Annotated in this window: 13 protein-coding genes; 6 read left to right on the top strand and 7 right to left on the bottom strand. The window is 55.0% G+C overall.

The features are described 5' to 3' along the window. The first annotated feature begins 7 nt into the window (after window positions 1-7). Both G5B47_RS09115 and G5B47_RS09120 read left to right on the top strand, forming a co-directional pair. Window positions 8-976, top strand: a complete 969-nt coding sequence (locus G5B47_RS09115; protein ID WP_165097062.1) for a type I phosphomannose isomerase catalytic subunit — start codon at window positions 8-10, stop codon at window positions 974-976. 97 nt (window positions 977-1,073) lie between these two features. Continuing rightward, entirely contained in the window at window positions 1,074-2,027 is a 954-nt protein-coding gene (locus G5B47_RS09120) for an alpha/beta hydrolase (RefSeq protein ID WP_328804497.1), read from the top strand. A 76-nt stretch (window positions 2,028-2,103) separates the two neighbouring features. Here G5B47_RS09120 and G5B47_RS09125 read toward each other — a convergent pair whose 3' ends face one another. Both G5B47_RS09125 and G5B47_RS09130 read right to left on the bottom strand, forming a co-directional pair. After that, window positions 2,104-2,898, bottom strand: coding sequence for a class I SAM-dependent methyltransferase (locus G5B47_RS09125; RefSeq protein ID WP_165097065.1), 795 nt, complete (start codon window positions 2,896-2,898; stop codon window positions 2,104-2,106). Between the two features lie 86 nt (window positions 2,899-2,984). Continuing rightward, window positions 2,985-3,239 carry a hypothetical protein gene (locus tag G5B47_RS09130; protein WP_025333800.1) on the bottom strand — a complete coding sequence of 85 codons (255 nt, stop codon included), beginning with the start codon at window positions 3,237-3,239 and terminating at the stop codon, window positions 2,985-2,987. A gap of 191 nt (window positions 3,240-3,430) precedes the next feature. On the opposite strand from G5B47_RS09130, the gene G5B47_RS09135 reads away from it, so the two are divergent. Continuing rightward, the gene (locus G5B47_RS09135; RefSeq protein ID WP_165097068.1) at window positions 3,431-3,661 is read left to right on the top strand and encodes a hypothetical protein; all 231 of its coding nucleotides are present in this window, start codon (window positions 3,431-3,433) and stop codon (window positions 3,659-3,661) included. A gap of 118 nt (window positions 3,662-3,779) precedes the next feature. On the opposite strand, the gene G5B47_RS09140 is transcribed toward G5B47_RS09135, so the two are convergent. The 4 genes from G5B47_RS09140 to recQ all read right to left on the bottom strand — a co-directional run bounded on the left by G5B47_RS09140 (window position 3,780) and on the right by recQ (window position 8,087). After that, window positions 3,780-4,076: a GNAT family protein gene (locus G5B47_RS09140; RefSeq protein ID WP_165097071.1), complete on the bottom strand. Its 297-nt coding sequence runs from the start codon at window positions 4,074-4,076 to the stop codon at window positions 3,780-3,782. Window positions 4,077-4,103: 27 nt separating this feature from the next. Continuing rightward, complete coding sequence (locus tag G5B47_RS09145; RefSeq protein ID WP_165097074.1) at window positions 4,104-4,262, bottom strand: hypothetical protein; 159 nt, start codon at window positions 4,260-4,262, stop codon at window positions 4,104-4,106. A 78-nt stretch (window positions 4,263-4,340) separates the two neighbouring features. Further along, entirely contained in the window at window positions 4,341-6,227 is a 1,887-nt protein-coding gene (locus tag G5B47_RS09150; RefSeq protein ID WP_165097077.1) for a B12-binding domain-containing radical SAM protein, read from the bottom strand. 15 nt (window positions 6,228-6,242) lie between these two features. Further along, the gene (gene recQ / locus G5B47_RS09155; RefSeq protein WP_165097080.1) at window positions 6,243-8,087 is read right to left on the bottom strand and encodes a DNA helicase RecQ; all 1,845 of its coding nucleotides are present in this window, start codon (window positions 8,085-8,087) and stop codon (window positions 6,243-6,245) included. 141 nt (window positions 8,088-8,228) lie between these two features. Between recQ and G5B47_RS09160 the strand changes: the two genes are divergently transcribed. Further along, on the top strand, window positions 8,229-8,798 hold the full coding sequence (locus tag G5B47_RS09160) for a TetR-like C-terminal domain-containing protein (RefSeq protein WP_165097083.1): 570 nt from the start codon (window positions 8,229-8,231) through the stop codon (window positions 8,796-8,798). Window positions 8,799-9,021: 223 nt separating this feature from the next. Further along, window positions 9,022-10,602 (top strand): oleate hydratase, encoded by a 1,581-nt coding sequence (locus G5B47_RS09165; RefSeq protein ID WP_328804498.1) that lies wholly within the window; start codon window positions 9,022-9,024, stop codon window positions 10,600-10,602. A gap of 111 nt (window positions 10,603-10,713) precedes the next feature. On the opposite strand, the gene G5B47_RS09170 is transcribed toward G5B47_RS09165, so the two are convergent. Next, window positions 10,714-11,430 (bottom strand): DsbA family oxidoreductase, encoded by a 717-nt coding sequence (locus G5B47_RS09170; protein WP_165097089.1) that lies wholly within the window; start codon window positions 11,428-11,430, stop codon window positions 10,714-10,716. Window positions 11,431-12,118: 688 nt separating this feature from the next. Here G5B47_RS09170 and G5B47_RS09175 point away from each other — a divergent pair. Beyond that, window positions 12,119-13,231 carry an FAD:protein FMN transferase gene (locus G5B47_RS09175; RefSeq protein WP_165097092.1) on the top strand — a complete coding sequence of 371 codons (1,113 nt, stop codon included), beginning with the start codon at window positions 12,119-12,121 and terminating at the stop codon, window positions 13,229-13,231. The last annotated feature ends 108 nt before the right edge of the window (window positions 13,232-13,339 follow it).

Here is a 13,339-nt window from a genome sequence, read left to right on the forward strand (position 1 = left end):
TGAACCCATGACTTTGCCGTACCCTTTAAAATTTCAACCGGAATTCAAAGAACGGGTCTGGGGCGGACGAGCCCTGGAGAAGTTCGGTCTTGACCTGCCCGAAGGCCATATTGGTGAAGGCTGGATGATAGCCGACCACCCGAACGGAACCTCTGCCGTCGTGAACGGCGAACTCGCGGGCAAAGGCCTGGACGAGATCCGCGAAGCTTACGGGCGTGAATGGTTCGGCAGCAAAGGCCATTCGGAAGCAAGCGGAAGATTCCCTCTCCTGATCAAGCTGCTGGACTGCAACGACAACCTGTCCGTTCAGGTTCATCCCACCGACGACTACGAGCGGCTACCCAAGGGCGAGCTAGGGAAGACTGAAATGTGGTACGTGCTTGAAGCCGAGCCGGGCGCCAAAATCATCTACGGCCTCAAGGAAGGCGTGAACCGAGAAAGTCTGCGGCAAGCGCTGGAAGATGGCTCGGTCATGGAGCTCCTTCAGGAGGTGCCGGTTTCGGCAGGGGATACGTTCTATATTCCGGCCGGAACGGTGCATGCCCTCTGTGCGGGCGTCGTCGTTGCGGAAATCCAGCAGAACTCCGACACTACATACCGGATCTACGACTACGACCGGCCCGGCCTTGACGGCAAGCCCCGCGAGCTGCATATCGAGGATTCGCTGAACGTCACAGCATACGAAGGCGCGGGGGCGACTTCCATGAAGACGGACGGCGCGGTGCCCGGAGAATGGCTGCGTCTGGCGGAGTCACCTTATTTTATCGTGGAAAAAGGCATTGTAAACGGCAGCTGGGGCCTTGAAACCAATCCGGAGAGCTTTACCGTGCTGGTTGTCTGCGAAGGAAGCGGGCACCTCTTATGGGAGGGAGGCTCCCAGCCATATTCTGCGGGCGAATGCTATCTGCTCCCGGCCAATCTCGGCGCCTATACCATTGAAGGGCAGGCCACCCTGCTTCGCTCGTATTTGCCTTAAGATTGATTTAGCCTCATAGGCGGCGCTCCCGGCCTGGATATGGAAGCTTCTCCCGAGCCGCCCTGCCGCTTGCCCTTGTTTATAGGAGGAACAACCGGTGACAGAACATACCTTTACGATGACCGATCCTCTCGGCGTCCCGATCCATGTCTACGAATGGCTGCCCGAGGCCGAAAGCCCTATCCGGGGCATCGTTCAGATCTCGCACGGCATGTGCGAGACGGCAGCCAGATACGTCCGAGTGGCAGGCCGGTTGAACGCCGCGGGCTACGCGGTGTATGCGGGAGACCACAGGGGACACGGCAAGACCGCCGGAAGAATCGATTTGCTCGGCGATGCCGGACGCGACGGCTTCTACTGGATGCGCCGCAACCTTCTCCAAATTGGCGCCATCGCGTCAGGCAAGCATCCGGGACTCCCCATTTTTCTGCTCGGGCACAGCATGGGCTCGTTTCTTACCCAGAAGCTGATGTGCGAGCCGGGGAGCGAAAGATATGCGGGCTATATTTTGAGCGGTAGCAACGGTCCCCGCGGGATGCTGCGGTTCGGAGAAGCGCTGGCCAAGGCGCAGCTGGCGCTTAAGGGCGAAAAGCATCGCAGCGTGCTGCTGAACAGCATCGTATTCGGCGGCAATAACAACTCCTTCTCCCCTGTCCGCACAGCCTTCGATTGGCTGAGCAGCGATAATGCGGAGGTTGACAGCTTTATATCCGACCCGTTCTGCGGAGCGATCTGCACGACCCGGTTCTTCCGGGATTTCTTCAGGCTGCTGCAGGATATCCATTCCAAAGCCGTGCTGGGCTCGCTGTGCAAAGACAAACCGGTCTATCTGTTCTCCGGCGAGAAGGACCCGGTCGGCTTGAACGGCAAGGGAATTCATCGTCTGGCCGAGCTGTACCGGAGGCTGGGCGTGAGTGATCTGGAGGTGCGGCTGTACCCGGACGGCCGGCATGAAATGCTGAATGAGCGGAACCGCGGCGAGGTGATGGACGATCTGCTCGATTGGCTGATCCGCCATCTCCCCGCCGGACGAGGCCTCCTTCGAACGTAACACAAAAACCGCCATAAACGGCAAAGACAGGCCCCTCCGCACCCGGAGGCGGACCTGTCTTTTTTTGCGTGTGCTGCTATTTTCGTCCCACATACAAGCCGTGGTTGCTGATTCCAAGAATGGATGGCTCGGAGCAGGTTCTTAGGTGATAATTTACCCAGGAGTCGAACTGTTCCTTACTGAACCGGTTAACGGTATCCTTCATGATTACGCCTATCCCGTCCGCTGCCGCATGGTCCAGCTTACTTACTCCCTGATCACCGAGCAATTGCTCGATTTCTTCGGGTGTATGGAAATAAGCATCTGTCCAAAAACAATCCTCGTCCGCTGAACTGATTCCGCCCTGCTCCAGAAATTTCGCTACCCACTGGTCGGTCAGATAGCCGGAGTCGTTCTTAACGAGGTAGGGAAGTATAAAAAACCTGTTGATATAGGCGACGGCCAAAATCCCTCCAGGCCTCAGCACCCTCAGACATTCGCTTATGCACTTGCGCTGATCCGTTTGATCTGTGAGATGATACATCGGCCCCAGACAAAAAACGGCATCAAAGCTGCCCGGCTCAAACTTGGAAAGATCCGTCGCATCCGTCCGTTCGGCGATCATATTCGAATAGCCTCCACTTGTGATCTTGTCCTGGATGATCTCAACATGCTTAGGCGAAAGATCGGTCGAGACAACCGGTTGGCCTTTTTCCGCATAATAAAAAGAATAAATCCCCGTCCCGGCGCCAACATCCAGTATTTGATGATCTTTCGATATGTACTTGTCCAGGATATGCACAGTCGTGATAAACTCAAGCTTCCCGGTATTGTCCCTTATCAGTCTGGAAGCTTCATCATAGCCGTCGTAGTAACGAATTACCGATTCCAACCAACCCGCCTCCCTTTGAAAAAAGCTAAAAAACGGGCGTCTCCAACGCCCTCATTGGCCCATCGCCAATCTTTTGCAAAAGCGGGCTACTTCGTTTTTTTACGTCTTACCCGGTTGTATTTTCTCCTGCGGATACGGATCACGCATACCTTGCTGGAAGTGTGATAGACCAGCTTTCCGGGTCCGGCCTGATTGAATTCCGTACGTGCGTCTTCGTCGGCAACAGCGCGAATCGGCTCGACCTTGTCGATAAATCTTCGGGTGCCTTCCTGATGATATTCAAGGACGGAAAACAAAACATACTGGTTGGGAAACAGCTGTCTCATTTCTAACCATTCCATCCCGTCTTTCCCTCCTTGTTCCGGTGGCTCATTTTCGCTTTCGGTGCATGCGCTGAGCTCTGCAGTCTCGCTTAAAGTTGAAGACAGTTTACCACCTTTTGGACAACTTGACAGCTTCAAAAAAAGATCATATCCAAAAACAGGTAAAGCAAGATATACTCCGCTTTATATCAAAAAGGGGGGGGATGAATGTGGACGATAAAAGAGATGAGCTGCGGAAAATTCTGGATTACTACAACGCGGGTACGGAAATCAACCGGCTTGAGAAGGGGATGCGTGTCATCAAATGGGAGCGGAGCAAGCAGATTATCTCCTGCCACTTATCTGAAGGGTGCATGGTGATCTACGATATCGGCGGGGGCGCTGATCTGGTGCTGCTGATGGGACCGCTGACGCTGCTGAAGATCAGCTCCACCACCTAAAGATCAGGAAAGCCTGCTCGGGATGAGCCAGCATATGCTCGTAGCCGCCAAGAAACCGATCAGCAGCCGCTAGGTCCGCCACAGAAGGACGGTGAGCTCGGGCTAATGATGGCCGCGCCTAACAACGGGTATTGCAGTATTTTTGCGGCCCTTTGGGACCCATCCGCCGCAGACCGTTGTCCTGAAAGCCGGCTATCATGTAAAGCCGAAGCGCCGAGCTATTTTCTTCATTTACGCTCAGCACGACTTCATTCGTACCAGGGTACCGGGTGCTGACGAACGAGGGCAGCAGTCTGAGCGCCGCCGTCGCGTAGCCTTTCCTTTGGCTGGCGTAATCAATGAGGAATGCGCGAAACAGCATCGCCCGGGAACCGCCACTGTAAACATCGGCAATTCCCTCCCAGCCATGCAGCACAAAGAATCCAACAGCCGTATCTCCGTCCTAAATAACCGTTGGATGCCGGTTAACGTCCTGCAAGGCCGGTTCCAGTGTATCGGCGGGCATTCCCGTGAACTCCTCCTGCTCCTTCGGAAGGAAGAACGCAAGCAGGTTTTCCTTGTATTTATCCTCATAGTGAACGAGTCGAATCGAACCGCTCATCGGCATGAAGCCTCCTTATGTTCCCTTAACTTGGCTTTGCAAGCGAATGGGAAGTGCTCTTAAGCCGCCCCCCTCCGCCTACTGGAGAACCCGCTGAACCGGCAGGTCATAAACTCTCGGCTTCTGACTCTCATCCTGCTGGTACAGCACGAGCAGCAAGGTGCTCTCGGTATCCTGCAGCGGCGTTCCAGCGTCCGGTGAGCCCATGCCTTCGGCGCCGCTTGCTCCCGCCCGCAGTCCGCTGCTGGAAGACAGCACCCGTGTCAGCGAGAACGGCAAAATCTCCAGCGCCGCGTATTTTTGCAGCTCCCGTTCGTTGATTCCCGCCGTCAGCATTTCCGCCGCCGGAGCTCCCACAGCCCAATTCCCTGCCATTTCGCCGGACACCGCCGCCGGGGTCCAAGGGTCGCTAAGAAGCTGAGGCCGCTCGGCGATCTCCCGGATATAGCGTCCCCATTCATTTTTACCTAGAACCGGCTCCCACCACACCTTGCGCGGCTTGTACTTGTGGCCGAGGAAATAATCGAGCTTCATGAGGCCCGTTACGATCTCCATCTCCGGTGTGCCGCGCTCCAGCAGAAATTCGTTCAGCCGGGTAAACAGATCCTCCAGTTGATGCCCGATCTTTTGCCAGCCCCGGACTTCCCAGTAATCGCCGAACTCCTGGAAGAAATCAAACGGAGACGCAAAAATATGGCGGAACAAATACTTGACCGTATGGTCCAGCCGGTGGCTGTTCCAGTATTTCTCCAGCACATCCTCCAGCCGCTTCAGCCGTACAATGTCCGAGAATGGCATCACATGGCTGCTTAGAATTTCATACGGCGCATGCTCCATGTAGACATAGTCGTACTTGGCCGCCTGGGCACGCAGTCCGGTGCCGCGCAGCATTTTGAGAAAGCCGAGCTGAAGCTCCTCCGGCTCCATGGCGAACACATCGTTGAACGTTTTGCGGAACGTCGCGTAATCCTCCATCGGCAGCCCCGCGATCAGATCGAGATGCTGGTCGATATTGCCGCTCTCCTTGATTTTCATCACCGTGCGGGACAGCTTGGTAAAATTCTGGCGCCGCTTGACTAGCTCGTTCGTCTCGTCATTGGTGGACTGCACGCCAATTTCGAAGCGGAAAATGCCGGGAGGCGCATTGTTCGCCAGAAAATCCAGTACCTCGGGGCGCATAATGTCAGCGGTAATCTCAAACTGGAAGACGCAGCCGCCGTGGTTGTCAATCAGGAACCGGAACATTTCCAGCGCATACTCGCGGTTGATGTTGAAGGTGCGGTCGAGGAACTTGATCGTTTTGGCTCCATTTTTAATCAAATACAGCAGATCCGCTTTAACCCGCTCGATATCGTAATACCGGACACCCACCTCGATGCTGGACAGACAGAACTGGCAGTTGAACGGGCAGCCCCGGCTGGTTTCAAAATAGGTGATTCTTTTGCCCAAATCCTGAAGATCCTCCGGAAAACGATGCGGCGTAGGCAGCGTGTTCAAATCGCTCTTCGGACGCGGAGGATTGACGATCACCTCATCTCCCTTGCGGTAAGCCGCCCCGTACACAAAATGGAACTTGCGCCCGTCCCGCAGCTCCTGCAGCAGATGATGGAACGTCTCTTCCCCGTCGCCGCAGACGATGAAGTCAATGCCCGGCTCGCGGTTCATCCAGTACAGCGGCTCATAGGACACTTCCGGTCCCCCAAGGACAATCGTCACGCCAGGCATGATTTTCTTCAGGATGCCGATCAGCTTGACCGTCTCTTCGATGTTCCAGATGTAGCAGGAGAAGCCGATCACATCGGGCGCTTGCCCAAACAAATCCGAGGCGATGTTCATCACCGGGTCCTTGATCGTGTATTCCGACAGACGGATGTCGAACTCATGCTGACTGTAGGCTTTGAGCAGGCGGATGGCCAGCGAGGTATGGATATACTTGGCGTTCAGTGTGGCCAGGACGACCTTCATGCTGCGATAACCCCTTTACATTTCATTGGAATACAGTTCGCTTTGAAAAAATTCCAGAAATTCCTTCCCGTACTTCCGGTATTTCACTTCCCCGACGCCCTTTACCTTCATCATTTCTTCTTCCGTCTGCGGGCATACAACGCTCATCTCCCGCAGCGTCGCGTCGTTGAAAATAATATATGACGGCACATGCTCCCGGCCCGCCAGCTCGCGGCGGATCAGGCGCAGCTGCTCGAACACCGTCTCGTTGACGGCTGACGGCGAGAGGTCTCGGCTCCGGCTGCGGTCCCTGCCGCCACCGGACGTCCGGGTTGGCCGGGCGACGCGCTGCAGCACCTGCTGCTGCCCGCGCAGCACCTCGGCGGCCGGCTGCTGGAGCCGCACAACCGGGTACTGGCCTTCGGACAAGGCCAGATAGCCTTCGGAAATCAGCACATTGACGATTTCCGTAATTTCTTTCTCGGTGCGGCCGGACATGGCGCCATGGGTCGGCAGCTTGTCGAAGCCGTACTGCAGCACCTTCTGGCTGCGCGAGCCCTTCAGCACGGACGACACCAGCGCCACGCCGAAGCGCTCGCGCATCCGGTGGATGCAGGAGAAGATCTTCTGCGCGTCGATGGTCATGTCGACGAGCTCGCGCTCGTCCGTGCAGGAACTGCAAATGCCGCATGACTTGTCCCCGTGGGCCTCGCCGAAATAGTCCAGCATCGCGCTCCGCAGGCAGCGCGTCGTATAGCAGTAATCGATCATCTGCTGAAGCTTGCGGTAATCATTCTGTTTGCGATCCGAGTCCTGCGGGTTCTGCTCGATCAGGAACTTCTGGGTCATGATATCCTGCGCGCTGAACAGCAGGATGCACTGGCTCGGCTCGCCGTCGCGCCCCGCGCGGCCCGCTTCCTGCACATAAGCCTCCATATTCTTCGGCATATTGTAATGGATGACATACCGTACATTCGACTTGTCGATCCCCATGCCGAAGGCGTTGGTCGCGACCATGACGCGGATATCGTCATACAGGAACGCCTCCTGACTCTCGGCCCGTTCCTCGTCGCTCATGCCGGCATGGTAGCGGCCGGCTGCGAATCCGGCATTCCGCAGACGCTGGTACAGGTCGTCGACGTCCTTGCGGGTAGCCGCGTACACGATCCCCGGCTGGTGGGCGTGCGAGGCGGCATACTCCAGCACGTACTCCTTCTTGTTCTCGCCCCGCAGCACCGACATTGCCAGATTGTCGCGGCCAAGGCCCGTCACGAAGACGCCCGGATCGCGCAGCCGGAGCAGCCTGCGCATGTCCTCCATAACCTCGGGCGTCGCCGTCGCCGTGAAGGCCGCCAGAATCGGCCGCTCGGGAAGCTCCTCCACAAACGGCGACACCGCCAGGTAGCTGGTGCGGAAATCATGGCCCCACTGCGAGACGCAGTGCGCCTCGTCCACCGCAACGCAGGAAATGGACAGTCCCGCCATCTCCAGGCGGAACCAGTCCAGCTCCAGCCGCTCGGGCGCGACGTAGAGCAGCTTCAGCTCGCCCCGACGAGCGGCGCGGATACGGTCGTTCACCTCTTTGCCGGTTAGGGTGCTGTTGATATAAGCGGCAGAAATGCCCGCCGCTGTCAGCGCGTCGACCTGATCCTTCATTAAAGAGATCAGCGGCGACACGACGAGCGTCAGGCCCGGGAGCAGCAGCGCCGGCACCTGATAGCAGATCGATTTGCCGCCGCCGGTCGGCATAATGCCGAGCGTGTCGCGGCCCTCCAAGAGGCTCGCGACGATTTTTTTCTGGCCTTCCCGGAAATCGGGATAGCCGTAATATTTTTGCAGCATTTCCTGCGCATGTTCCATTGTAAGTTCCTGAGGATTCATAGAGATCAATGCTCCTTACAAAGCTTTCTTCCTTTAGTTTACCGGACTTTGCGGCGAAGGGGCAACCATGCGGAACAAGTGAAGCTTGTCTGTTTATTTTCGAACGATCCAAAGTTAAGATGAGAGCAAGAGGTGACGAAGATGTCCAATTCCCTGCTGACCAAAAAAGCGTTGGCCCATTGTCTCAAAAAACGGATGGAGCATATCCCGCTAAATAAAATCACCGTAAAACAGCTGGTAGACGATTGCGGGCTGAACCGTCAGACGTTTTACTACCATTTTCACGATATTTTTGAGCTGCTGGGCTGGATATATCAGAAAGAGGCTGTCGACGGCATCGCCGAGTACAGAGGCTACGGCACATGGACGGACGGGTTTTATAAAATATTTCTCTACATTGAAGACAACCGCGCGTTCTGTCTCAATACACTGGAATCGCTTGGGAGAAACCATCTGGACGCCTACCTTTACGCCGTTACGAATGATCTTATAATGGGCGTAATTAATGAATTGGCGGCGGGTATGCGGGTGAACGAGGATGACAAGCAATTTATCGCCAATTTCTATACGCTGGCGTTTGCCGGCCTGCTTATCCAATGGATGAGAGACGGCATGAAGGAAAGCCCGAAGCACATTATTGAACGGCTGAGCGTACTTCTTGAAGGACATTTTATGAAGGCCCTGAATAAATACGAGAAACAGCTGTCTTAGCCTCCGGGCCGGGATGGCTATTTGAATTGCGAACCTCCGGGAATTCTGTCGCAAAACTCTACATTTCCGCTCAAGTGACAAATTTTTATACACTCGGCGGGGATTGACGATACCAATGCGCAGCGGGCATGGATTACATTGAACATGTGACCGGCGTGCAAGTTTCCACGCTTTTGCGGGCGGTGCACGGCAGAATTCAATATTCATGTGGAGGCGACTGTCTGTGGTACAGGAATACGAAAACAAGCAGGTTTATTTTGTTGGCGGAGGCATCGCGTCCTTGGCGGGCGCCGCTTTTCTCATCAGAGACTGTGACTTCCCGGGAAGCGGCATTCATATTATCGAGGAAATGAATATTCTGGGCGGCAGCAATGACGGCGCAGGCAGCGAGGAGCAGGGCTATGTCATCCGCGGCGGAAGGATGCTGAATGACGAGACATACGAGAATTTGTGGGATCTTCTGATGTCGATTCCCTCGCTGGACCATCCCGGAAAGTCGGTGCGTGAAGAGATCATCGCTTTCGATAATGCGAATCCGACGCACTCCAATGCCAGACTGGTGAACGCAAGCGGCGAAGTGGTTGATGTGCTGTCGATGGGCTTCGATATGGCCGACCGGCTCGCCTTGGGTAAGCTGATCATTACGCCCGAGGAACAAATGGGCAAGGCGCGGATCAGCGACTGGTTCGGCCCGCATTTTTTCACGACGAATTTCTGGTATATGTGGGCGACGACGTTCGCGTTCCAGCCCTGGCACAGCGCGGTCGAACTGAAACGGTACATGATCCGGTTCATGCATGAATTTCCGAGAATCCAGACCCTGGAGGGCGTAACCCGTACCCCGTACAACCAGTATGATTCGATTATTTTGCCGATGAAAAAATATTTGGAGGATCATGGCGTCGATTTCACGCTGAAATGCACCGTGACCGATCTGGATTTCAAGGAAGGCGACGGTATTACCGTTACCGGCCTGCATGTCATCCGGGGCGGAGCTGAAGAGTATATCGCCGTCAAGGAAGAAGATCTGGTCATTATCACGAACGGATCGATGACGGAAAGCTCCAGCCTTGGCTCCATGACCTCCGCTCCCCGCCTGAATGAGAAAGGAAGCTCCTGGAAGCTGTGGGAACGGATCGCCGTGAAGAAGCCCGGGCTCGGCACCCCCTCTTCCTTTGACGACCATATCGACGGCTCCAAATGGGAATCGTTCACAGTAACGTTCAGCGATACCGTCTTCTTCGATCTGATGGAACAATTCTCGCGCAACCGTCCGGGTACCGGCGCCCTGGTCACGTTCAAGGATTCAAGCTGGCTGATGTCGATCGTGCTCGCGTACCAGCCGCATTTCCGGAATCAGCCGGAGCATGTCCGGGTATTCTGGGGCTATGGCCTGTATCCCGACAAGGAAGGCGACTTCGTGAAGAAGAAAATGTCCGACTGTACCGGGGGAGAAATTATGACCGAGCTGCTCGGGCATCTGCATTTAGAGGAGCACAAGGAGGCCATTATGTCGACGGCAAACTGTATTCCGTGCATGATGCCGTTCATCACCGCCCAATTCATGCCTAGAGCCATCGGCGATCGGCCGAAGGTCGTGCCGGACGGCTCCACCAACCTGGCGTTCATCGGCCAATTCTGCGAAATTCCGGACGACGTCGTGTTCACCGAGGAATATTCGGTCCGGACAGCAAGAATCGCCGTCTATACGCTGCTTGGGGTGAATAAGCCGATCACTCCGATCAATCATTACCAGTACGATGTTAGAACGCTGATTGCGAGCTTGGTCACTTCGTTCCGGTAAGGCTTTGGCTCGGGGACTTATCCATTCTTCCACGACAAAAAGGGGAGGCGCAACGCTGCGTCTCCCCTTCCACTTATGTGCGTGTGTGCGTGTGTGTGCGGCCCTTTGGCGTTACACGCTGCAAGAACCGTCCGCGCAGCCGTCACCGCCGGATGCTTCAGCAGAACTGCCGATCACCCGGAGCGCAGGCTCCTCCTTCTCCTCACTCCAGACCTGATCCAGCACCTCCAGGAATACCGGTCCCGGCTGGGCGCCGGAAATAGCATACTTATTGTTAAACACGAAGAACGGCACACCGGTAACGCCAAGCCGCTGCGCAGCCTCGATATCCGCCTTCACTTCATCAGCATATGCGTCCGAATTCAGTACGTTCGCCGCCTCTTCCTTGTCCAACCCGGCCTCCGCCGCAAGCGTCGTCAGCGTTTCACGGTCGCCCAAATTCAGCCCGTCCGTAAAATAACCCTTCATCAGAATCTCCGTCAAACCGGCTTCAAGCCCCTTGGTTTTGGCGAAATGCGCCAGACGGTGGCTGTCGTAGGTGTTAGCGTGAATCATAGTGTCGAACCGGAAGTCGAGACCCACGCCCAGCGCCTGATCCCCAACCTGCGCGTTCATCGTTTTGGCCTGCTGGGCGGTGATGCCGTATTTTGCCGCCAATAATTCATGTATGCTCTTGCTCGTCGGACCTGCCTGCGGGTCAAGCTGAAAGCTGCGGAATTCGACTTCCACCTTGTCCTGCTCCGGAAACTGGCTCAGCGCGTGTTCAAGCCGTCTTTTGCCTATATAACAGAAAGGACAGACATAGTCGGACCATACCTCTATTTTCATTGGATAACCTCCGTTGATTGGTGATTTTTTAATACTCAATTACAATTATAAAGTATAAATCGGGAATTGCTATCATTACTTATGGACGAAGACGGGACAATCGATGAACCAGAAGGATGAACCCAGCGTGAGACTGCGGACTCGATGGCGCTCCAAATCAAGGGAACGGCAATCAAGTTGGTAATGATGTAGTTCAGTGGCCTCGCAAAACAGCGAATCTACGTCTTAAAAACTACGAAAGTGCAGGTATTTTCGAGCAAAAGTCCGGTGTAACAGGAAATAACTACTATAGTGCAGGAATTTCAGGCTCCCCCGCAAGCAATGGAGCTTAAACGGGCAAAAAACTGTATTTTGGAAGGTATCCTATCCAGCAAAAGTTCCAAGTCCGGCAAAGGATGTACAATTTCAGGCTTTGTGCATCAGTTGGTTCACCGCGTCCCTCTGAAGCTCGTAACGATCCACATGTTTGTCCGTTGCTCCGGGTGTGCGCTTCTTCAAAGCTCATATTGATCATCTCCTCTAAAACTGGATCAGGACGGCCTTAATCGCTTGCCTATTTTTGACGAAAATTTTAACAAACTCACGAACTGTCATGAAAAATAATACCCGTCGCGTTATATCTGGGTTATGATAGATAAGTTATGACAGAATCGTTGTGATCAAGAATCTACGTTATGGATGGTGGAACATGTTCAAGAACAGAAAGACGGCGCTGCTTCTCGCCGCACTCGTCATTATTATCGCCGCAGCCGTTGGAGCATGGCTGTTCCTTGGCAGCAAGGGAGACAGCGAACCCAATTCTGCGCAGAGCGGCTCGCAGGTATCGGGAGACGGAGAAACGAAATCGCTCTCACAGCAGTTTTACATTTACGATACGGTAGTGAATATTAAGATTTTTGGGGATAAGGTATCCCAGAAAAATATGGACGATATCCAGCAGTTGCTGGAACGAATGGATATGGAATTCAGCCGTACCAAAGAAGGCAGCGAGGTCTACAACGTCAACCTGGCTGCCGGCAAAGAGGCAGTGACTGTGTCAGATGAAACACTGGATGCGGTAAAACGGTCGATCAAATACGCCCAAGAGATGGACGGGCTGTTCGATCCGACCATCGGTCCGCTGGTGGACCTGTGGAATATCGGCAACGGCGGAGACCATGTTCCTCCCCAAGCCGAGATTGATAAAGCCAAGAGCCTGACGAATTACAAGGATATCATCATCGACGAGAAGGCCAAAACGGTCAAGCTTGCCAAAGAGGGAATGGTGCTTGATCTGGGCGGGATCGGCAAGGGCTATGCCGCGGACCGGATCGCCGAATATCTGAAGGAGCAGGGGCTGGACAGCGCGATGATCAATCTCGGCGGCAGCAGCATTATCGGCCTCGGAACCAAGCCCGGCGGCTCGCAGTGGAACATCGGGCTGCAGGACCCCGACCAGAGCCGGGGAACCCAGCTTGGAACGATCAAGATCAGCAATGAAGTGATCGACGCGTCCGGCGTGTATGAACGGTTCTTCATGCAGGACGGTGTAAGATACCATCATATTCTCGATCCGCGGACGGGCTATCCCGGACAACTCGGCCTCAAGAGCTTGACCATCATGAGCCCGAACGCCACCGACGCGGACGCCCTTTCTACCGGCGTATTCCTGATGGGCGTAGAGGACGGACTCAAGTACCTGGAGTCCCTGCCGGAGAAAGTCGAAGGCTTCTTCATTACCGAAGACAACAAAATTTACGCGACGCCCGGAATCCGGGAGCGGCTGGTGCTGACCGACCCGACTTACAGCTTCGGGAACTGACGGAAGTGTCTGACACTGCCCGGCGCATGAAGTGCCGGAAGATTCCCCGCTGTCTCGTTTTAACCAATAAAATGCCATAGGGTGGATGGGATGTCCAACCCTGGCAGA

This window comes from Paenibacillus apii (assembly GCF_011043685.1).
Lineage (GTDB): Bacteria > Bacillota > Bacilli > Paenibacillales > Paenibacillaceae > Paenibacillus_AQ > Paenibacillus_AQ sabinae.